General features: G+C 52.4%; 20 protein-coding genes and 1 pseudogene. 12 read left to right on the plus strand and 9 right to left on the minus strand.

Annotation, left to right across the window (positions count from 1 at the left end; all coding sequences use genetic code 11):
• Positions 1-81 precede the first annotated feature (81 nt).
• Positions 82-759: a 7-cyano-7-deazaguanine/7-aminomethyl-7-deazaguanine transporter gene (locus RFN81_RS00455; protein WP_264497311.1), complete on the minus strand. Its 678-nt coding sequence runs from the start codon at positions 757-759 to the stop codon at positions 82-84.
• A gap of 220 nt (positions 760-979) precedes the next feature.
• Between RFN81_RS00455 and tusA the strand changes: the two genes are divergently transcribed.
• Positions 980-1,222 (plus strand): sulfurtransferase TusA, encoded by a 243-nt coding sequence (gene tusA, locus RFN81_RS00460; protein ID WP_264497312.1) that lies wholly within the window; start codon positions 980-982, stop codon positions 1,220-1,222.
• Between the two features lie 139 nt (positions 1,223-1,361).
• On the opposite strand, the gene RFN81_RS00465 is transcribed toward tusA, so the two are convergent.
• Positions 1,362-3,716, minus strand: a complete 2,355-nt coding sequence (locus tag RFN81_RS00465) for a zinc/cadmium/mercury/lead-transporting ATPase (RefSeq protein WP_264497313.1) — start codon at positions 3,714-3,716, stop codon at positions 1,362-1,364.
• Between the two features lie 114 nt (positions 3,717-3,830).
• Positions 3,831-4,463 carry a lysoplasmalogenase gene (locus tag RFN81_RS00470; protein ID WP_264497314.1) on the minus strand — a complete coding sequence of 211 codons (633 nt, stop codon included), beginning with the start codon at positions 4,461-4,463 and terminating at the stop codon, positions 3,831-3,833.
• Between the two features lie 178 nt (positions 4,464-4,641).
• Between RFN81_RS00470 and RFN81_RS00475 the strand changes: the two genes are divergently transcribed.
• Complete coding sequence (locus RFN81_RS00475) at positions 4,642-4,962, plus strand: DUF1820 family protein (RefSeq protein WP_264497315.1); 321 nt, start codon at positions 4,642-4,644, stop codon at positions 4,960-4,962.
• Between the two features lie 50 nt (positions 4,963-5,012).
• Here the strand turns inward: RFN81_RS00475 and RFN81_RS00480 are convergent, their stop codons facing one another.
• Both RFN81_RS00480 and rsmD read right to left on the minus strand, forming a co-directional pair.
• Positions 5,013-5,291 (minus strand): DUF1145 family protein, encoded by a 279-nt coding sequence (locus tag RFN81_RS00480; RefSeq protein ID WP_264497316.1) that lies wholly within the window; start codon positions 5,289-5,291, stop codon positions 5,013-5,015.
• Between the two features lie 26 nt (positions 5,292-5,317).
• A complete protein-coding gene (gene rsmD / locus RFN81_RS00485; RefSeq protein WP_264497317.1) occupies positions 5,318-5,893 on the minus strand; it encodes a 16S rRNA (guanine(966)-N(2))-methyltransferase in 576 nt (191 codons plus the stop codon).
• Between the two features lie 345 nt (positions 5,894-6,238).
• Between rsmD and ftsY the strand changes: the two genes are divergently transcribed.
• From ftsY to rpoH, 4 genes are all read left to right on the plus strand, one after another.
• Positions 6,239-7,492, plus strand: coding sequence for a signal recognition particle-docking protein FtsY (ftsY, locus tag RFN81_RS00490; protein ID WP_264497318.1), 1,254 nt, complete (start codon positions 6,239-6,241; stop codon positions 7,490-7,492).
• Between the two features lie 5 nt (positions 7,493-7,497).
• Positions 7,498-8,169: a cell division ATP-binding protein FtsE gene (gene ftsE / locus RFN81_RS00495; protein ID WP_264497319.1), complete on the plus strand. Its 672-nt coding sequence runs from the start codon at positions 7,498-7,500 to the stop codon at positions 8,167-8,169.
• Positions 8,159-9,127: a permease-like cell division protein FtsX gene (ftsX, locus tag RFN81_RS00500; RefSeq protein ID WP_264497320.1), complete on the plus strand. Its 969-nt coding sequence runs from the start codon at positions 8,159-8,161 to the stop codon at positions 9,125-9,127. Before ftsE ends, ftsX begins: the two co-directional genes overlap by 11 nt.
• A 347-nt stretch (positions 9,128-9,474) precedes the next feature.
• Positions 9,475-10,332 (plus strand): RNA polymerase sigma factor RpoH, encoded by an 858-nt coding sequence (rpoH, locus tag RFN81_RS00505; RefSeq protein ID WP_264497321.1) that lies wholly within the window; start codon positions 9,475-9,477, stop codon positions 10,330-10,332.
• 66 nt (positions 10,333-10,398) lie between these two features.
• Here rpoH and panM read toward each other — a convergent pair whose 3' ends face one another.
• Positions 10,399-10,848 carry an aspartate 1-decarboxylase autocleavage activator PanM gene (gene panM, locus RFN81_RS00510; RefSeq protein WP_264497322.1) on the minus strand — a complete coding sequence of 150 codons (450 nt, stop codon included), beginning with the start codon at positions 10,846-10,848 and terminating at the stop codon, positions 10,399-10,401.
• Between the two features lie 421 nt (positions 10,849-11,269).
• On the opposite strand from panM, the gene RFN81_RS00515 reads away from it, so the two are divergent.
• The 6 genes and pseudogenes from RFN81_RS00515 (at position 11,270) to RFN81_RS00540 (ending at position 17,470) form a co-directional block, all read left to right on the plus strand.
• On the plus strand, positions 11,270-12,382 hold the full coding sequence (locus RFN81_RS00515) for a branched-chain amino acid ABC transporter substrate-binding protein (RefSeq protein ID WP_264497323.1): 1,113 nt from the start codon (positions 11,270-11,272) through the stop codon (positions 12,380-12,382).
• 157 nt (positions 12,383-12,539) lie between these two features.
• On the plus strand, positions 12,540-13,466 hold the full coding sequence (livH, locus tag RFN81_RS00520) for a high-affinity branched-chain amino acid ABC transporter permease LivH (protein ID WP_264497324.1): 927 nt from the start codon (positions 12,540-12,542) through the stop codon (positions 13,464-13,466).
• The gene (locus RFN81_RS00525) at positions 13,463-14,737 is read left to right on the plus strand and encodes a high-affinity branched-chain amino acid ABC transporter permease LivM (RefSeq protein ID WP_264497325.1); all 1,275 of its coding nucleotides are present in this window, start codon (positions 13,463-13,465) and stop codon (positions 14,735-14,737) included. The genes livH and RFN81_RS00525 overlap by 4 nt, the downstream gene beginning before the upstream one ends.
• On the plus strand, positions 14,734-15,501 hold the full coding sequence (gene livG / locus RFN81_RS00530) for a high-affinity branched-chain amino acid ABC transporter ATP-binding protein LivG (protein WP_264497326.1): 768 nt from the start codon (positions 14,734-14,736) through the stop codon (positions 15,499-15,501). The genes RFN81_RS00525 and livG overlap by 4 nt, the downstream gene beginning before the upstream one ends.
• A gap of 5 nt (positions 15,502-15,506) precedes the next feature.
• Positions 15,507-16,209 (plus strand): annotated as a pseudogene (gene livF / locus RFN81_RS00535) (high-affinity branched-chain amino acid ABC transporter ATP-binding protein LivF).
• A gap of 70 nt (positions 16,210-16,279) precedes the next feature.
• On the plus strand, positions 16,280-17,470 hold the full coding sequence (locus tag RFN81_RS00540) for a PLP-dependent aminotransferase family protein (protein WP_264497327.1): 1,191 nt from the start codon (positions 16,280-16,282) through the stop codon (positions 17,468-17,470).
• 87 nt (positions 17,471-17,557) lie between these two features.
• On the opposite strand, the gene rraA is transcribed toward RFN81_RS00540, so the two are convergent.
• The 3 genes from rraA to hslU all read right to left on the minus strand — a co-directional run bounded on the left by rraA (position 17,558) and on the right by hslU (position 20,554).
• On the minus strand, positions 17,558-18,043 hold the full coding sequence (rraA, locus tag RFN81_RS00545) for a ribonuclease E activity regulator RraA (protein WP_264497328.1): 486 nt from the start codon (positions 18,041-18,043) through the stop codon (positions 17,558-17,560).
• 120 nt (positions 18,044-18,163) lie between these two features.
• Entirely contained in the window at positions 18,164-19,081 is a 918-nt protein-coding gene (locus tag RFN81_RS00550; protein ID WP_264497329.1) for a 1,4-dihydroxy-2-naphthoate polyprenyltransferase, read from the minus strand.
• 141 nt (positions 19,082-19,222) lie between these two features.
• On the minus strand, positions 19,223-20,554 hold the full coding sequence (gene hslU / locus RFN81_RS00555; RefSeq protein ID WP_264497330.1) for an HslU--HslV peptidase ATPase subunit: 1,332 nt from the start codon (positions 20,552-20,554) through the stop codon (positions 19,223-19,225).
• Positions 20,555-20,560: the final 6 nt, after the last annotated feature.

Genomic DNA, 20,560 nt, shown 5'->3' on the forward strand with positions numbered 1-20,560 from the left:
GCAAACCATTGTCGCGTCGGCGCGTTTTTTACAAACGTTAAGTCATTTATAGCGGCGAGGATCGCCGCCCGATGATAAGGATTAATGTGAGCTGTTGGCCGGACGGCACGCCGTCATGTTTTGTTGCGCGCTTAAACGCTTGAGCACCATATTCAGCATGACGCCATACATCGGCAGGAAAAATATCAGGCTGATCAGCAGCTTGAAGGTGTAATCCACCATCGCGATTTCGACCCAGTTTGCCGCCATGAAGGTATCGGTGCTGCGGTAAAACGCAATGAAGAAAAAGGCCAGCGTGTCACTGAGATTACCGAATACCGTTGAAACGGTCGGCGCCACCCACCAAACCCGATTTTGACGTAGGCGATTGAAGACGTGAACATCCAGAATCTGGCCCAGAACATACGCCATAAAGCTGGCGCAGGCGATACGCGCCACGACGATATTCACCTGGTTTAAAGCCCCGAACGATTGCCAGGATCCCTGATAAAACAGGGATGAAACCAGATAGGACATTACCAGTGCAGGCACCATCACGGCTAAAATGATACGCCGCGCCAGCGGCGCACCGAAAATCCGCACCGTCAGATCGGTGGCCAGAAAAATAAACGGGAAGGTAAACGCGCCCCAGGTGGTATGGAAACCGAAAATCAAGACTGGCAACTGAACCAGATAATTACTCGATGTAATGATTAGCACATGGAACAACGACAGCCAGATCAGCGCGGTAAGCCGCTGTTGGGGAGTAAAACGATACATAATGTGACCTTTTTGGTTATTGGGGTGAGGGAACCCAAGGAATCATTGACGTGCGGATTTATGCCGCAATGCGGCGGAATAATACGCAATTGTTTCCCTAATGCAATGTATTTTATCGGGAGGGGATGGGGAGTTTTATGCGCAAACGTTGTCGTCGCTTGCGTCGACAAATCCTCCGCGTAAACTAAAGCCGTTTTTTCTTTGAGCACTGAGAATGTTGATGACCAATCCTTTTGCCAACCCGGATAACACGCTGGATGCGCAGGGACTGCGCTGCCCTGAACCTGTGATGATGGTACGTAAGACAGTGCGCCAGATGGAAACCGGACAAACGCTGCTGATTATTGCCGACGATCCGGCTACCACCCGTGATATTCCCGGTTTTTGCGTGTTCATGGAACATGAACTTTTGGCGCAGGAAACCGAAACGCTTCCCTATCGTTATCTGCTGCGTAAAGGGTAATACCGTCATACTTCATCCGCAGGTGCGTTATTCCACACGCTGAAGGTTGCTACTAGGAGAAACGCGGAGATGAGATTCCCATAGGGCGATCTCACCCTGTGGCCGCTGATCCTTCAACCAACGGCCAGCAACGGTAATATCAGTCCTGTTTTCTCAGCAGCCGCAGCGCATTAGCGGTAACCAGCGCCGTTGCGCCGGAATCCGCCAGCACCGCCAGCCACAGCCCGGTGATACCCAGAACACTGGTGACCAGAAATATCGCTTTCAGCCCTAGTGCAATCGTAATGTTCTGACGAATATTACGCTGTGTCGCCCGCGATAGGCTAATCATGGCGGGCAATCCGGTCAGACGGCTGTGGGTTAAGGCCGCATCGGCGGTTTCCAGCGCCACATCCGTACCGCTCCCCATCGCGATGCCAATAGTGGCGGCTTTCATCGCCGGTGCGTCGTTGATGCCGTCACCAACCATCGCGACAGGATGATGCTGACTCAGTTCGCTGACGGCGGTAACCTTATCGGCTGGGAGAAGACTGGCGCGGTAATCGATGCCTAGGGATGCGGCAATCGTCGCTGCCGCGCGCGGATTGTCGCCAGTGAGCATGACGCCACGGACCCCCAGTCGCTGTAAGGCTTCCAGCGCTTCACGCGCATCGTGGCGCAGTGTATCGCTCAGCGCCAACGCGCCGAGCAACTTGCCATCTTCTTGCACGATGACGACGGTTTTCCCCTCGTTCTCCAGAGCGCTAACGCGTTGTAGCCAGTCGATGCCAAGCACATCGGGGGCGACGCGAGTCGGTGCGCTGACCTGAATCCGTTTGCCGCCTATTGTCCCCTCAACCCCCACACCGGCCAGCGCTTTACGATTTTCCGCCAGCGGTAAAAATGTACTGCGGGATAATGCGTGCTGGACAATCGCCTTAGCTAATGGGTGGTGCGAACCGGATTCCACGGCGGCGGTCCGCGCCAGTAGCGCAGCTTCGCTTACGCCGGCAGCGGGCAACACGTCCGTCACCTGGGGTTTGCCTTGCGTTAGCGTGCCGGTTTTATCAAACGCGACAATCTTAATATTGCCCAGTGATTCCAGCGCTGCGCCACCTTTGATGAGCGCGCCGCGCCGCGTTGCCGCCGCCAGGCCGGATGTAATCGCCGCAGGGGTTGAGATCACGAGTGCGCACGGACAACCAATTAATAGCAGAGTCAGGCCGCGATAAATCCATTCTTGCCACGGTTGTGCGAGCAGCAAGGGCGGCACGAGAATCACCAATAGCGACAGCAGCATGATGGCAGGCGTGTAGTAACGGCTGAATTTATCCAAGAAACGTTCTATCGGTGCACGGCGTTCTTCCGCTTCTTCAATCAGTTGCAAAATACGGTCGATGGCGTTGTTGCCCGGCTGCGACACTACGCGCAACTGTACGACGCGATCGACACACAGGCTACCTGCAGCAATTTTTTCACCGGGAGTTCGCTCGACGGGAAGCGATTCGCCCGTCAGGGCGCTTTCATCAAAACTGGCGTCGCTATTCAATAATTCCGCATCGGCCGGAAGTCGTCCGCCGGGGGCGACTTCAATGATATCGCCGGGAACCAGACGGGCAACCGCTACGAGGCGTCGTTGCCCGTTGTTGATGACCGTTGCTTCTTCAGGCAGCAGCGCCATCAGTGCCGTTACGCCGCGTCTGGCGCGGTTTGCGGCGTAGGACTCCAAATACTCGCCCAGCATAAACAGCCACAAGATAACAGTAGCCTCGATAGTGGCGCCAATCAGGAGCGCACCGATGGAGGCTACGCTCATTAGCGTTTCAATCGCGAAGGGCGTTCCCGATCGAATCAACTGTATTGCTTTTTTTACTATCGGGGCCAGGCCTATCAACGTGGCGGCAATAAACGCCATCTGCCCGCTGCGCTCGTTAAATAGGGATAATCCCCAGCTTGCCGCCGTCAGCAACGAGAAAAGGAGTAAGACGCCATATTCCCGCACGACGCGTTGTAGCGATGAGGTGCTGGAGGAGGTAATAGGTAGAGTGGTGTCCTGCAAGGTGAAACCGGCTTGCCGAACCGCATGTTGAACCTGGGGACGAATATCGGTATTGGCGTCAACCACCAGTTTTTCGGTGGAGAATAGCACTCTGGCTTGTTCAATTCCGGTGAGATTTTTTACTGCATTTTCGATTTTACGTGCGCAGCTGGGACAATCCATTCCGCTGATTTTCCAGCTAAAACGCTGGTTGGAGCGGGGCCTGTCGCTGTCGTCGCTGTCGGGATCGTCCGAATCGGCGCTACCGCTACTGTCTGATGCGTGTGGCTCGGTACTGCCTGGAGCCTGCACGGCGGCAACGGCGGATGTACGCCTGGTTGAACAGCAGCTGTGATCGGCATGGTTCGAATGCTGCGAGTGCTGATTGCAGCAGCTTTTCGTATTGTGTGACGCAGGCTGAGCACGTTTACTACCACACGCGGATATCTCGGCACGATGGTGTTGATGTGTGTGCATAGTCTTCTCCTGTAGTATCGACGATAGTGATTGCAGTATTAATGATAGTGATTCTCATTGGAAACTGTACACCGTCGCTCAATACTTCGCCACTCTTTCGTGAGTGGCGCATCATCAGAAATAATAGAGGGAGCGAACAATGAGGAAATGGCCGCCAAAATAACCCGCCGCGACGATCGCCTGATGGGCGCGGAACGGGAAGCGGTAGTGATGAATGAGCCAGGTTGCATGAGCGATAAACAAGAGAGCAGCGCCTGTCAGCAGGGAGAAATTCGCGTTGGTTCCCAGTGCGAAATACCGTTCGCCAGCAACCCAGACCATCAGTGTCGTCATAATGATAAATGCGCAGACAGGCCAGCGCTGTGCATCCAAGCGCCCCCAGATAACGGCAATGAATACTGAGGCTAGAATGACGAGCGTTAATGCTAACGGCCAGAAGAATGTAAACGTAGCTTGTCCGACAAAAAAACTGACGGTGTACAGCAGATGGGAGAGAAAATAGGCGCCGAACGCGTAGAGTAGGCGCTGAGCGGGAAGTAGCAACAGGGTATCCGCCGCCAGCGTCGCCAACAGCCCCAGCACAACCAGATAACCCGGCACATCAAGCAGCGGCGTCTGCCAGGCGAGAGCCAACAACAGTAGCATGGTGACAGGTTTGAATAACCAGCGTTGCCAGGCTGGGCCACGATAGCTGGCATCCACATATAACCAACCGGAAAAAAGCACCGCAATAAATGACCAAAGCATAGTGTGTCCTTTTGTGTTTTTATTGGCGTCAGGATAAAAATAAACCGTTCTTCATTCAGTGTAGGGGATCGTGAGGAAGTTAAACAACAGGGGCAGGGCAGATGCGCCTTTCGTAGGCTTCATGCTATGTTATCGCCCGTTTTTACGCTGCGACATTTCTAAGGGAGCATGGTATTGAATGAGTAATGAATCTGCGCTTTATCGTATCCAATTCATAAATAACGGTAAAAATTACCAACTTTACGTGCGCGAATTGGTTCAAAGTAGCCTGTTCGGTTTTATTGAAATCGCCGATTTCGTGTTTGATAGCCAATCGACGGTGTTGGTTGATCCGTCAACGGAGAAATTGAAAACGGAATTCTCAGGCGTCAGCCGCAGCTTTATCCCGCTACAGGCAATCATACGCATTGATGCCGTAACGGAAAAAGGCAGCGCCCGTATTTCTGAATTAGGTGATAACGTGACCGTGTTCCCTTATCTGCCGGGTAAGAAGTTCTGATGAGCGTGTTCTCTCGGTTGCGGGTATTAGCCGTTGGGGCGATGCAGTTGTTATGATCTCGGTAGCTTGGGCTGTTTTTTCTGCCACGCCAGCAGTTCAAATACGCCAAAGAGGAAGATGCGTGCCTGTAGTGCGCGGCTCAGCGTAGGGCTGTCTTTCGGCTGGCTGGATTTTAATAGTAGCAGTTGAAAACCATGCATCAGGATCATGAACAGCATCGCCACGGTCATAAAGATATTTAACGGCCGGGGAAACGGCTGGATCAGGTTAAGCAATAGAAATCCCCACACGCCCAGCATCAATAATCTGCCAAGGTTAATCAAAATCATTTCTCCCCCTTACGTTGCTGCGACGTTCATTGACGAATGTACAAACGGTAGGCGACCTGACCCGCGACTTTCTCGCGATGCAGATGCCAATTCTCTGGAATAGCCAATTGTGCATTCTCTGCTTCGGTTTCTACGTAAATCCACGCATCTGGCGTTAGCCAGTTGTGCCGTTCCAGTAGATCAAGCGTGCTATTTAGCAGCGCTTTACGAAACGGCGGGTCGAGAAACACGACGTCAAAGGGGGTGCCCGGCTTCGCTAGCCAGTTTAGTGCATCGGTATTGATCACGTCGGCATTTTCTGCGCGAAGCAATGCCAGATTTTGTGTTAACTGCTGAGCAACGGTGCGCTCCATTTCCAATAATGTAGCATGGGCCGCATAACGGGAAAGCGCTTCCAGCCCAAGCGCGCCGCTACCGGCAAAGCAATCCAGGCAACGCGCCTGCTGAATGACGGGCGCCAGCCAGTTAAATAACGTTTCCCGCACGCGATCGGTGGTGGGGCGTAAACCGGGACTATCGGGAACCGGAAGTTTTCTGCCGCGCCATTGACCCCCGATGATTCGGATTTGTCCGGCGGCCGATGATGCATTTTTTTTCGCCATAGCTCACTGGGTTGTTGTAGTGCCCGCACGCTCATCATGTCGATATGGGCCGTGATTTCAGGCGCTATTCTAGCGGCGGTTACCTGTAGAGGGAATGTTAAGATGGGCGTAAACGTGCGCCACCCAACATTTCTCCGTCTGCGGTGTTTGGCGCATTTCATTACGAGTAGGGCCTTCCTTGGCAACGTGTCAGGCGCAGCGAAGAAGATTGGCGAAGGGCGCATGGTCTGTCGCCGCGCCTGTTGGCTGCGTGTTGCTGTCGGTGGGAAAGTGTTAAACTCGTGGTTTAAAGATGATTTTCATTGATTGATTCGCTGCGGTGAGCAGCGTGGAGCGCGATCGTATATGTCAAAAGAAAAAAAACGCGGTTTTTTTTCCTGGCTCGGCCTAGGGAAGCAGGAAGAAAATCCACAGGAGCTGCCGTCAGCGGTGGAGCCGGAGGATGCGGCGTTGACTCACCAGAGCGCAGAGTCTACGCAACACGTGTCGGATGTCCCTGTCATTGAAGAAAAGATAGCGATTGAGGCGGAAAAACAGGCGGCGTCCATCGCCGGGCAAGACATCACTGTGACCGCGATAGAGCCAGACGCGGCGCCATCAGAAAAACAGGCCGAAGAACCGGAAAACCTGTTGCAGGAAGAGCCGCCCGTCATGACACAGGAGCAGGAGCGTCCAACGAAAGAAGGTTTCTTCGCGCGTCTGAAACGTAGTCTGGTCAAAACGCGCCAGAATCTCGGTTCAGGATTTATCGGATTGTTTCGTGGCAAGAAAATCGACGATGATTTGTTTGATGAGTTGGAGGAGCAATTACTGATTGCGGATGTCGGCGTCGAGACGACCCGTAAGATTATCGACAGCCTGACCGAGCACGCCAGTCGTCGCCAGTTGAAAGATGCTGATACGCTTTTTGTGAAGCTAAAAGAAGAAATGGCGCAGATCCTTGCTAAAGTTGATGCGCCGCTGAATGTTGACGGTAAAACGCCGTATGTCATTCTGATGGTCGGTGTGAATGGCGTGGGCAAAACTACCACCATCGGGAAAATGGCACGTCAGTTTCAGGCACAGGGTAAATCAGTCATGTTGGCGGCAGGCGATACCTTCCGTGCCGCTGCGGTCGAGCAGCTTCAGGTGTGGGGACAGCGTAACAATGTTGCCGTGGTAGCACAGCATACCGGGGCGGATTCGGCATCGGTGATTTTTGATGCGATTCAGGCAGCGAAAGCGCGCGGGGTTGATGTTCTGATCGCGGATACCGCCGGGCGCTTACAAAACAAAGCGCACCTGATGGAAGAATTGAAAAAGATTGTGCGCGTGATGAAGAAACTGGACGAGGATGCGCCGCATGAAGTCATGCTGACGTTGGACGCCAGCACCGGACAAAATGCGGTGAGTCAGGCAAGACTGTTTAATGAGGCGGTTGGACTAACAGGCATTACCTTGACTAAGCTGGATGGAACCGCGAAAGGCGGGGTGATTTTCGCTATTGCCGATCAGTTCGCGATTCCTATCCGCTACATTGGGGTAGGCGAAGGGATTGAAGATTTACGGCCTTTCAAGGCCGACGATTTTATTGAGGCACTTTTTGCCCGAGAGGATTAAAACGGATGATTCGTTTTGAACAAGTCAGTAAAGCTTACCTCGGTGGGCGCCAGGCATTGCAAGGGGTGGATTTCCATCTGCGCCCGGCGGAAATGGCGTTTCTGACTGGGCATTCCGGCGCGGGGAAAAGCACCCTGCTGAAGCTGATTTGTGGTATTGAACGGCCCAGTGCGGGGCAGATTTTGTTTGGTGGCCACAATATCAGCCGCCTGAAAAAAAACGACGTTCCGTTCCTTAGACGACAGATCGGGATGATCTTCCAGGATCATCATCTGTTAATGGATCGCACGGTCTATGACAATGTGGCGATGCCGCTCATTATCGCAGGGGCCAGCAGTGAAGACATCCGCCGTCGGGTTTCCGCCGCCTTGGATAAGGTTGGCCTGCTGGATAAAGCGAAAAACTACCCGATTCAACTGTCAGGCGGTGAACAACAACGCGTTGGCATCGCGCGCGCGGTGGTGAATAAACCTGCCGTGCTGCTGGCGGATGAACCGACGGGTAATCTCGACGATGCCTTGTCGGAAGGCATTCTACGCCTGTTTGAAGAATTCAACCGCGTTGGCGTCACCGTCCTGATGGCGACGCATGATACCGGGCTGATTGCCCGTCGTCATTACCGTGTGCTGAGGCTGGCGGATGGCCGCATGGTGGGGGGGAACCACGATGGCGAATAATGTCCGTAATGCGAAAAGGCCGACAACAAAAGCGAAAGCGTTGCGCGGCGGCTGGCAGGAGCAATGGCGATATGCCTGGGCAAATACGTTGGCGGATATGCTGCGCCAGCCATTGGCGACCTTTCTGACGGTTATGGTCATTGCTATCTCGCTGGCGTTGCCCAGCATCTGCTATCTGGTATGGAAGAACGTGAGTCAGGCTGCTACGCAGTGGTATCCATCACCGCAACTGACGGTGTATCTGGATAAATCGCTGGATGACAACGCGGCGCAGGCGGTAATTACGAAACTGCAATCTGAAGATGGCGTCGATAAAGTGAATTATCTGTCGCGCAATGAGGCGATGGGTGAGTTTCGCAACTGGTCTGGTTTTGGCGGCGCGCTGGATATGCTGGAAGAGAATCCGTTGCCCGCAGTGGCGATCATCACGCCGAAAATCGGTTTTCAGGACTCTGCGACGTTGATGACGCTACGCGATCGTGTAGCGGCGACACAGGGCGTGGATGAAGTACGGATGGACGACAGTTGGTTTGCGCGGTTAGTTGCGCTGACCAATCTGGTGGGGCAAATTTCTGCAACGATTGGCATCCTGATGGTCGTTGCCGTCTTTTTAGTGATAGGTAACAGTGTGCGCCTGAGTATTTTCAGCCGCCGTGAAACGATCAACGTGATGAAGTTGATTGGCGCGACAGACGGTTTTATTCTGCGCCCATTTCTTAACGGTGGGGCGGCTATGGGTGTGGGCGGCGCGGTGTTGTCACTGATTTTATCGCAGGCATTAGTCTGGAAACTGGATGCAGTAGTGGCACAGGTCGCGGCTGTTTTCGGAACGACCTTTGCCGTCAAAGGGCTGGGGTGGGATGAGTCCCTGCTGTTGTTGTTAATCGCCGGCATGATTGGTTGGATGGCGGCTTGGTTGGCGACAGTACAACATTTACGCCGCTTTACACCGCAGTAAGCGTTTTCTGCTATGATTATTCCCCTGTGATTCGTCTTGTGTCACAGGGGCGATTTCTCTGGCGACATTTCTTCACCTGTTCCTTCCGTTGAGTTTTATTCTGTCTCTCCGTGCCTTTGTTCCTCGCTTGATCTCCGGCATGGGACGAATAAAATAATAGGAACTTGCTAGCGAAATCACAGTCTGAATAGACAGATTTTAAGATTTGAGTAAACTGATTTTAAGCGTTCAGTAAATTATGTGTTACGGTGCCGCACGTTGCCTCATTTCGTGCAAAATGATGCGGCTAAGCAGTGCTAGGATAGCGTCAACTGCATTATGAACAGCAAAGCAACTGAGAGGGTTGAATGACCAAAGATATGCAAACTTTCACCTTAGTTCCCCAAGGCAGTCTGGAAGGGTATATTCGTGCCGCCAATGCCTATCCGATGCTCACGGCGGAGGAAGAGCGGGCGCTGGCTGAACGGCTGCATTATCAGGGCGATCTGGATGCCGCTAAGCACCTGATTCTGTCGCACCTGCGTTTTGTTATTCACGTTGCCCGTAACTATTCCGGCTATGGTCTGCCGCAGGCGGATTTGATTCAGGAAGGGAATATCGGCCTGATGAAAGCGGTACGTCGCTTCAATCCTGATGTTGGTGTGCGTCTGGTTTCTTTCGCCGTACACTGGATCAAGGCAGAAATTCATGAATACGTGTTGCGTAACTGGCGTATTGTGAAGGTAGCGACCACTAAAGCACAGCGTAAGCTGTTCTTTAACCTGCGTAAGGCGAAAACGCGTCTCGGCTGGTTTAATCAGGATGAGGTCGATCTGGTCGCGCGTGAACTTGGCGTAACCAGCAAAGATGTGCGTGAGATGGAATCCCGCATGGCGGCGCAGGACATGACGTTTGATCCGACACCGGAAGAAGAGTCGCATGATGGCAAAGCGATGTCGCCAATGCTTTACCTACAGGATAAATCGTCTGATTTTGCCGATGGCATTGAAGAAGATAACTGGGAAACGCATGCGGCCGATAAGCTTACCTACGCGCTGGAAGGATTGGATGAGCGCAGCCAGCACATTATTCGCGCTCGCTGGCTGGATGATGACAACAAATCCACCTTGCAGGAGTTGGCCGATCAATACGGGGTTTCTGCGGAGCGTGTGCGCCAGTTGGAAAAGAATGCGATGAAGAAACTGCGTGCGGCGATAGAAGCCTGATTTCGGCTTCTTCATCACTTTGTTATACGACCGGGCGCTGCCCGGTCGTTTTGTCTGTGTCTGATGTTAGCCTGGTTGATCTGGGTTAACATCAGGGAAAACCTGTGACGTTTCTTGTCGGCGAATGTAGCGCCAGCCGCCGGATACGGGTGAGAAGCCGCAGGACACCATAAACCGCGCCAGCACATCTTCTTTGATTGCGGCATGATTAGCCGTGGCCAGCCACCACTCATTAACTTCGGGGATCTGTCGACGGGCTTCATCTATCAGCAGTTGACCTACGCCACGTCGCCGCGTGACTTCACGCACCATCAGATCACTCAATTCTGCATATTCACCTTCAATCTCGACCAGTACGCCGCCTAATAATCGATCGTTAAAACGAGCGATAAAGAGTTGTCGATCGCTGGTGAGCTCAGCTTCGAGTAAATCGATGTTCTGGTGGGGCCAAATCTTAGCCAGATCAATTTTATCCTGGGGACTGAATCGGGTAAGACGTTCAACGGTTAATTTCATTTTTATCGGCACCCCATTGTTTGAGTGAAGAATATGTTTGAGTGAAGAATAATGTCGTTGTCTTGTAACGAAAGCGTTATGTAACCTAATCTTTATGTTAATAGGGAAAATGTTTTTTTAATGACCATTTTTCCAATTAATATATCGCAATATTCCGTAATATTTAGAATATTAAGCCATAAATAAATATTTTGCTGGGTTATTAACCTAGTATTTTATTCTGTTGGCTTTGCTTGTTCCTGCTAGTGTTAGTTGATTTGCAGCATAAAATTCCTGTTTAATAATATGAAAAATAAAGCCTTATTAGAAACTATTACTAATAATAACCTAAGCTACTCTTACTTATAGGAAAATAGTCAGGTTATGGCTGATGATGGTCAGGTTTTCGGCAATATCCATAATGGCAGATAGGGTGAAAAGAATGAAATTTAGTAAAGGTAACGTATTGCTGATGGGCTGTATGGCTATGGCGTTGAGTCATGCCGTGAATGCTAAAGATATTAAGGTCGCGGTAGTTGGCGCGATGTCTGGGCCGGTAGCGCAGTATGGGGATATGGAGTTTATTGGCGCACGTCAGGCCATTGCCGATATCAATGCTAAAGGTGGCGTAAACGGTAATACGTTGGTTGGTGTTGAGTATGATGACGCATGCGATCCTAAACAGGCCGTGGCCGTCGCGAATAAGGTCATCAACGACGGTATCCGCTACGTTATTGGCCATCTGTGTTCTTCTTCTACACAACCGGCGTCTGATATCTATGAGGAAGAAGGCGTACTCATGATTACACCCGCGGCAACCAACGCGGATTTGACCACGCGTGGTTACAACATGGTGCTGCGTACGACGGGCCTGGATTCCGATCAAGGGCCAACCTCGGCAAAATACATTGTCGATACCATCAAGCCGCAGCGTATCGCTGTGGTGCATGATAAACAGCAATACGGTGAAGGCCTGGCCCGCTCGGTGCAGGACAGCCTGAAAAAAGCGGGTGCGAATGTCGTACTGTTTGAGGGGGTGACGGCGGGTGACAAAGACTTTTCTACTCTCGTGGCACGTTTGAAGAAAGAGAACGTCGATTTTGTTTATTTTGGCGGTTACTACCCGGAAATGGGGCAGATTTTACGCCAATCGCGCCAGGCTGGCATGACCACTACATTCATGGGGCCAGAGGGCGTGGGTAACGCTTCGCTGTCTAATATCGCGGGCGATGCATCAGAAGGCATGCTGGTGACGTTGCCGAAGCGCTATGATCAGGTGCCGGCTAACCAACCGATCGTCGATGCGTTAAAAGCCAAAAAGCTGGATCCAACGGGGCCGTTTGTCTGGACGACTTACGCTGCGTTGCAATCGCTGACGACGGCGATGACTCGTACCGGTAGCGATGAGCCGGAAAAACTGGCCGCCGATCTGAAAGCACATCCCGTGGATACCGTGATGGGGCCATTAAGCTGGGATGAAAAAGGTGACCTGAAAGGGTTTGAATTTGGCGTATTTGAGTGGCACAAGGACGGCACGTCTAGCGCCGTGAAATAATCCTTAAACCGGGGCAGACGATGGGTGAATGTGCCGTAATCTGCCTCTCCCCAACGTGGGACGCATTTTCCGTCTTCCGCGTGTGTGCCACAACGAATCCCTCAATACCGGCACTCCCGACGCCGTAAGGTGCGGGAGCAGCATGTAAGGTTAAGGTATGTCCGAGCAGTTTCTTTACTTTTTTCAGCAGATGTTCAACGGTCTGACGTTGGGCAGCACTTATGCGCTGATCGCCATTGGTTACACCATGGTTTACGGCATTATCGGCATGATTAACTTCGCGCACGGCGAAGTTTACATGATCGGTAGCTATGTCTCCTTTATCGTTATTGCGGCGTTGATGATGATGGGTATCGATACCGGCTGGCTGCTGATTGGCGTCGCTTTTATTGCCGCCGTCGTGATTTCCAGCGCCTATGGCTGGAGTATCGAGCGAGTCGCTTATCGGCCCGTCCGAACGTCAAAGCGTCTGATTGCGCTGATTTCCGCTATTGGGATGTCAATTTTCCTGCAAAACTATGTCAGCCTGAATCAGGGATCACGGGATGTGGCGCTGCCGAGTCTGGTGACCGGTCAGTGGGTGCTGGGCGAGAGTAATGGTTTTGCCGCCACCATTAGTGCCATGCAGTTGACCATCTGGATTGTTACGTTCCTCGCCATGCTGGCGCTGACGTTGTTCATTCGCTATTCCCGTATGGGACGCGCCTGCCGCGCCTGCGCGGAAGACTTGAAAATGGCAAGTCTGCTGGGTATTAGCACCGATCGCGTCATTTCCCTAACCTTTGTTATCGGCGCGCTCATGGCGGCCGTTGCTGGTGTGCTGCTAGGGCAGTTTTACGGCGTTATTAACCCCTATATCGGCTTTATGGCCGGGATGAAAGCCTTTACCGCAGCGGTACTGGGCGGAATCGGCAGCATCCCTGGCGCGATGATCGGTGGGCTGATTCTGGGCGTAGCCGAAGCGCTGACGTCCGCTTATCTGAGCACAGAATACAAAGATGCGGTGTCGTTCGCGTTGCTGATAGTGGTGCTGCTGGTGATGCCAACCGGCATCTTAGGTCGCCCGGAGGTTGAGAAAGTATGAAATCGCTCAATCTGTTTAATGCGTTGGTTTCCGCGCTTATGTTGCTGGTGTTGGCCTCGTTCTTAATGGGTATGCAACTGGCGCTGGACGGCACTAAACTGGTAGTTCATGGCGCTGATAAAGTCCGCTGGTATTGGATTGGCGCAGGCTGCGTCGTCGTGTTCTTCTTCCAACTGATCCGTCCGTTCTTCCAGCAAAACCTCAAGAAATTTTCCACGCCGTCGCTGGTGCTGCCGAGTTTTGATGGCAGTACGCCGCGGCAGAAGGTATTGGCTGCGGCATTGATTATCGCCGCTATCGCCTGGCCGTTTCTGGTCTCACGCGGAACGGTGGATATTGCCACTCTCACGCTGATTTACGTGATGTTGGGGCTGGGTTTAAACGTAGTGGTGGGTTTGTCCGGGTTGCTGGTATTAGGTTACGGCGGGTTTTACGCTATTGGCGCTTATACCTATGCATTACTGAACCATTATTACGGATTAGGCTTCTGGGAAAGCCTGCCGCTGGCGGGCATGGCGGCGGCACTGTCGGGTTTCCTGCTGGGGTTCCCGGTACTGCGCTTGCGCGGTGACTATCTGGCGATTGTGACGCTTGGATTCGGAGAGATTGTCCGTATTCTATTGCTGAATAATACCGAAATTACCGGTGGCCCGAACGGTATCAGCCAAATCCCTAAACCGACCTTCTTTGGTTTGGAGTTCAGCCGTAGCGCCCGCAGTGGCGGCTGGGACACATTCCACAATTTCTTCGGCCTGAAATACGATCCCAGCGATCGCATCATCTTCCTCTATTTAGTTGCGCTCCTGTTGGTTGTCCTGACTCTGTTTGTGATAAACCGCCTGTTGCGGATGCCGCTGGGCCGGGCGTGGGAAGCGTTGCGCGATGATGAGATCGCCTGCCGCTCTCTGGGGCTAAGCCCAACGCGCATCAAGTTGACGGCGTTTACTATTAGCGCCGCGTTCGCCGGGTTTGCTGGTACGCTGTTTGCCGCGCGTCAGGGCTTCGTCAGCCCGGAATCTTTTACGTTTGCTGAATCTGCTTTTGTGCTGGCTATTGTGGTTCTGGGCGGTATGGGCTCGCAATTTGCGGTTATTCTCGCGGCAATCCTGCTGGTGGTATCGCGCGAACTGATGCGCGACCTGAATGAATACAGCATGTTGTTGCTGGGGGCGTTAATGGTGTTAATGATGATCTGGCGTCCGCAAGGTCTGCTGCCAATGAAGCGTCCTGAGATGAAGCTGGAAGTGACGAAGAAGGAAGAGCAAGCATGATGCAGCCACTGTTATCCGTCAGAGGACTGATGATGCGTTTTGGCGGCCTACTGGCAGTCAACAACGTAGAACTGGATATTCATGCTGGCGAAATTGTTTCGTTGATCGGCCCAAATGGAGCCGGAAAAACGACGGTATTTAACTGCCTGACAGGGTTTTATCGCCCGAGCGGCGGCACCATCATGCTGCGCGATCGTCACTTGGAAGGGCTGCCCGGACAGACCATCGCCCGCATGGGCGTGGTGCGAACGTTCCAGCACGTCCGACTGTTCCGTGAAATGACGGTAGTGGAAAATTTATTAGTGGCGCAGCATCAGCACCTGAAAAGCGGCGTGTTTGCCGGGTTATTAAAAACGCCGGGCTTTCGTCGTGCGGAAGCCGATGCACAGGATCGCGCTGCAGTGTGGTTGGAGCGTATTGGCCTGCTGGATTTAGCAAATCGCCAGGCGGGGAATCTGGCATACGGTCAGCAGCGGCGTCTGGAAATTGCTCGCTGTATGGTGACGCGGCCTGAGTTACTGATGCTGGATGAACCCGCTGCCGGTCTCAATCCGAAAGAAACCGACGAGTTAAACCAACTGATTTTGGAATTGCGCGATAACCATCGGGTGTCCGTTTTGCTGATTGAGCACGACATGAAACTGGTGATGGGTATTTCCGATCGAATTTATGTTGTCAATCAGGGGACGCCGCTGGCACAAGGCACGCCGGATGAAATTCGCAATAACCCAGATGTCATCCGTGCCTATCTGGGTGAAGGATAACGTTTATGCTGTCATTACATCGGGTTTCGGCCCATTACGGAAAAATTCAGGCATTGCATCAAGTTAGCCTGCATATTAACCAGGGTGAGATTGTTACATTGATCGGGGCAAACGGTGCGGGTAAAACCACGCTGTTAGGCACGCTGTGCGGCGACCCGCGGGCATCGGAAGGGACTATTACATTCGACGGAAAAGACATTACCCACTGGCAGACGGCGCAGATTATGCGTAACGCGATTGCTATTGTGCCGGAAGGTCGCCGTGTTTTTTCCCGCATGACGGTAGAAGAAAATCTGGCGATGGGGGGGGTTCTTTGTTGAACGCGATCACTATCAAGCGCGCATTACACGCGTCTACGATCTGTTTCCACGTCTGTATGAGCGACGCGCTCAGCGTGCTGGCACGATGTCCGGCGGTGAACAACAGATGCTGGCGATTGGCCGCGCCTTGATGAGTCAGCCGCGGCTACTCCTGCTCGATGAGCCATCGCTGGGCTTAGCGCCAATCATCATTCAGCAAATATTCGATACGATCCAGCAACTGCGTGAAGAAGGTATGACCATCTTTCTCGTAGAGCAAAACGCAAATCAGGCGCTCAAATTGGCCGACCGCGGTTATGTACTTGAAAACGGTCATGTCGTGTTGGAAGATACCGGCGCGGCATTATTAGCTAATGAAGCGGTACGCTCGGCCTATCTGGGCGGATAAGATAAATTTTAATAGAGAGTCGATATCAGGCCGGATCACCGGCCTGATATCGTAGAAGGGTTAAGAAAAAATGGCCATTGAAGGGTTGCTTGCGCAGCGTATCGCTCAGCTAAAAAGTTCCGCTATCCGCGAACTGCTGAAACACAGCAAGATGGAAAATATTATCTCGCTGGCCGGAGGGATTCCGTCGGATGCATTGTTTGATTTTGAAGGGCTACACCAGGCGACACAAATAGCGATTACCGAACAGCCGAAAACGGCATTCCAGTATGGTCTAACTGAGGGGAGTGGCGTATTGCGCGATCGCATCGCCGAACTGTGCGCCGTGCGTGGCGTTAACACGCGCGGTGAAGATATTGTGGTGACGGCGGGTTCGCAGCAGGCGCTGGATCTGATAATGCGCGCGATGGTCGATCCGGGCGATGTGTTCGTCGTTGAACGACCAACGTATCTGGCAGCGTTACAAACGCTGCAATTGGCGCAGGCGCAGGTGATGTCGGTGTCGTCTGATGCCGACGGCATGGTGGTTGATGAGCTGGAAGCGTTGCTGAAGACGCAGCGCATCAAAGGGGTTTATATCGTCCCTAACTTTGGCAACCCAAGCGGCGTGACGTTAAGTCATGAACGTCGCCTGCAATTGGTTAAGCTGGCGGAGCGTTACGGGTTTGTGATTATCGAAGACGATCCCTATGGCGAATTGCGCTTTACCGAAGAACGCAATGCTACGCTGTTTCAGCTGGCGCAGGAGACATCCGGTAGTACGGAAAACGTACTGTATACCTCTTCGTTTTCCAAAGTACTGGCGCCGGGGCTACGTCTCGGCTGGACGATTCTACCGGATTGGCTGTTGCACAAGGTGGCAATTATCAAACAGGCTGCCGACCTGCATGCCAGCTCGCTGTCGCAGACCGTCGCGGAATGCTATCTGGGATTGGGCCGCTTGGAATCTCAGATCGAAAAAATTCGCCATGCCTATAGGCATAAAGGTGAACGGCTGGCTCAACTGATTGAGCAGGAACTGGGGGATGTGATTACCTTTAACCCGCCGAAAGGTGGAATGTTCTTGTGGGCGAAATTCCGTCAGGACGATTTCAATACGACAGAATGGTTGAAGAAAACGCTGGAGCAGGGTGTGGTCTTTGTGCCGGGTGAATTTTTCTTCCCGGGGGATATCGATTACTCAACGTTACGTTTGTCTTTTGCGACGGCAACGGATGAGCAAATGCATGAAGCGGTGGCTCGTCTGCGTCGGTCGCTATAATGGGGCGTTAAGGTAAAAAACCGCTGTAATATCAGCGGTTTTTTATGTATCGAGTCACAAGCATCAGCCATGTCGCCGATGATGAGATCACTCGATATCCAGTGGGTCTTCCGACAAGATAATACCGGTGTTATCGGCATACAGGTGATCGCCGGAGAAAAAGGTGACGCCGCCAAAGTTGACACGAATGTCGCTCTCGCCGATGCCCTCGCTAACCGCCCCGACGGGAATGGCCGCCATTGCCTGAATGCCAATATCCAGCTCTGCCAGATCGTCAACCTGACGCACGGCACCATAAACGACGATGCCTTCCCATTCATTTTGCGTCGCCAGTCGGGCGATTTCCGCATCAACCAACGCGCGACGTACCGAACCGCCGCCATCGACCAGAAGTACGCGCCCTAAGCCGTTCTCTTCAAGGAGATCGAAAAGCAGGCCATTATCCTCAAAACATTTCACCGTGGTGATTTTGCCACCAAATGAAGTACGCCCGCCAAAATTGGAGAACAGCGGTTCAACAACATTCACCTCTTCATGGTAGATATCGCACAGTTCGGAAGTATCGTATTTCATAGGATTAACGTCTGTTTGCCACCGGGGTTACGAGTATATCCCTTTCTGGCGGCTGTTGGCAAAATCAACAAATGTTAACTTGATACGTATCAGTAAATACCCATCGTGCTTATTCTCTGATTAGCTCAGGATTACCCCTACGGCGAACAGAATATTGGTCAGCAATGCACCCTTTACCGTTTTCTCCAGCATCGGACGCATACTGAATGCGCTGGTTTCACGTAATACATAGCGCGCCTGCCTGATGAGTAATGGGAGCGTCAGAATAAACAGCCAGCCAGCCAGACTGTGCAAATAAAACGCCGCAAACAGGCCGAGGCAAATGGGTGCCAGTAGCAACAGTATGGTGTGGTAAAAGCGCGCTTTTTGTGCGCCGAGACGCACCGCCAGCGTGTTTTTCCCACTGATGCGATCGTTGTCGATATCGCGCAAGTTATTGATATTTAATACCGCAGTGGCTAACAGGCCGCAGGCCGTTGCCGGTAAGCATACGATGCTGTCAAAGTGACCGGTTTGCAGGTAATAAGAGCCCGCGACGCTGAGCCAACCAAAGAAGATGAGCACCGAGATATCGCCGAGTCCGATGTAACCATACGGCTTGTTACCCACGGTATAGGTGATGGCCGCGAAAATCGCTAACAGCCCCAGTATCAGGAAGCCGATGATATCCGCCGGTTTTTCACATGCCAGAATCACTAAGCTGACGCCGGAAACAATCGTGAGGATCACTGTCACAATCAGCGCATTACGCAACTGCGCTAATGTGATCGCACCCGTTTGAATACCTCGCAATGGCCCAATACGTTCTTTGGTATCACTGCCTTTAACCGCATCGCCATAGTCGTTCGCCAGATTGGAAAGGATTTGTAACAGCCCGGCGGTTAACAACGCCAGTAATGCTACGCCCGGTTTAAAACTGCTATGCCAGCTCGCGATGGCCGAGCCTGTGACGATAGACGCAAAAGCCAGGGGCAGCGTTTTGGGCCGCAGACTATCTAGCCAGGCTCTGGCTTTGCTCGTGTGGATCGATGAGGTCATGGTGCGCTTCAATTTTATTGATGATTTAATAACGCAAATCATCGGTTTATAAACAAAAGTCGGTGACAGCGGGCCTATAAACAATAACGGGAGGCCAACGCCTCCCACTTTATCGTTAATCGTGCGATCCGCGGAAACGGATTATAAGATAAATCGACTTAGATCTTCATCTGCTACGAGTTCATCCAGATGATTATGTACATAATCTGCGTCAATGGTAACACTTTGACCCGTCATTTCGCTGGCATCGTAAGAAACATCTTCGATCAGGCGTTCCATCACGGTATGCAGACGGCGTGCGCCAATATTTTCAGTGCGTTCATTCACCTGCCAGGCGGCTTCGGCAATGCGGCGAATGCCATCGGGCGTGAATGAAATCGTTACGCCTTCTGTCGCCATCAGCGCTTTATACTGCTCGGTCAGCGAAGCACTCGGTTCTGTCAGAATGCGCTCGAAATCTTCTGTCGTCAGTGCCTGTAATTCCACGCGAATCGGTAGACGCCCTTGTAACTCTGGGATCAAATCGGAGGGACTGGCAACCTGGAACGCGCCAGAGGCGATAAACAGAATATGATCGGTTTTGACCATGCCATGCTTGGTTGACACGGTGCAGCCTTCGACCAGCGGCAATAGATCGCGCTGAACACCTTCACGAGAAACGTCCGGCCCGCTGCTTTCACCGCGCTTACAGATTTTATCGATCTCATCAATGAACACGATACCGTGCTGCTCAACGGCTTCAATCGCTTGCTGTTTCAGCTCTTCTGGATTTACCAGTTTGGCGGCTTCTTCTTCTATCAACAGTTTGAAGGCGTCTTTGATTTTAATTTTACGCGTTTTTTGCTTCTGTCCCGCCAGATTCTGAAACATAGACTGTAACTGATTAGTCATCTCTTCCATACCCGGCGGAGCCATGATCTCTACGCCTATCGGCGCCACGGCCAGATCGATCTCGATTTCTTTATCGTCTAATTGACCTTCACGCAGTTTCTTGCGGAAGGCCTGACGCGCCGCGGAGGGTTCCTGCGTGGCCTCTGCCTGTCCCCAGTTATTTTTCGCCGGAGGAATCAGCACATCCAAAATGCGTTCTTCGGCCATCTCTTCCGCGCGAAAGCGGTTTTTTTCAATGGATTGAAGACGCACCATTTTTATCGCGGAATCGGTTAGATCGCGGATGATGGAATCGACTTCCTTACCTACATAGCCGACTTCGGTGAATTTCGTCGCTTCAACCTTAATGAACGGTGCGTTAGCGAGTTTCGCCAAACGACGGGCGATCTCCGTTTTACCTACGCCGGTCGGGCCGATCATGAGAATGTTTTTGGGCGTCACTTCATGGCGGAGCGCCTCATCCAACTGCATGCGGCGCCAGCGGTTACGTAGCGCAATGGAAACGGCGCGTTTCGCTTTGTGCTGGCCGATGATATAGCTGTCGAGTTCGCTGACTATCTCGCGCGGGGTCATTTCAGACATAGTTGA

The sequence above is a fragment of the Pectobacterium cacticida genome, from assembly GCF_036885195.1.
Classification (GTDB): Bacteria; Pseudomonadota; Gammaproteobacteria; order Enterobacterales; family Enterobacteriaceae; genus Pectobacterium; species Pectobacterium cacticida.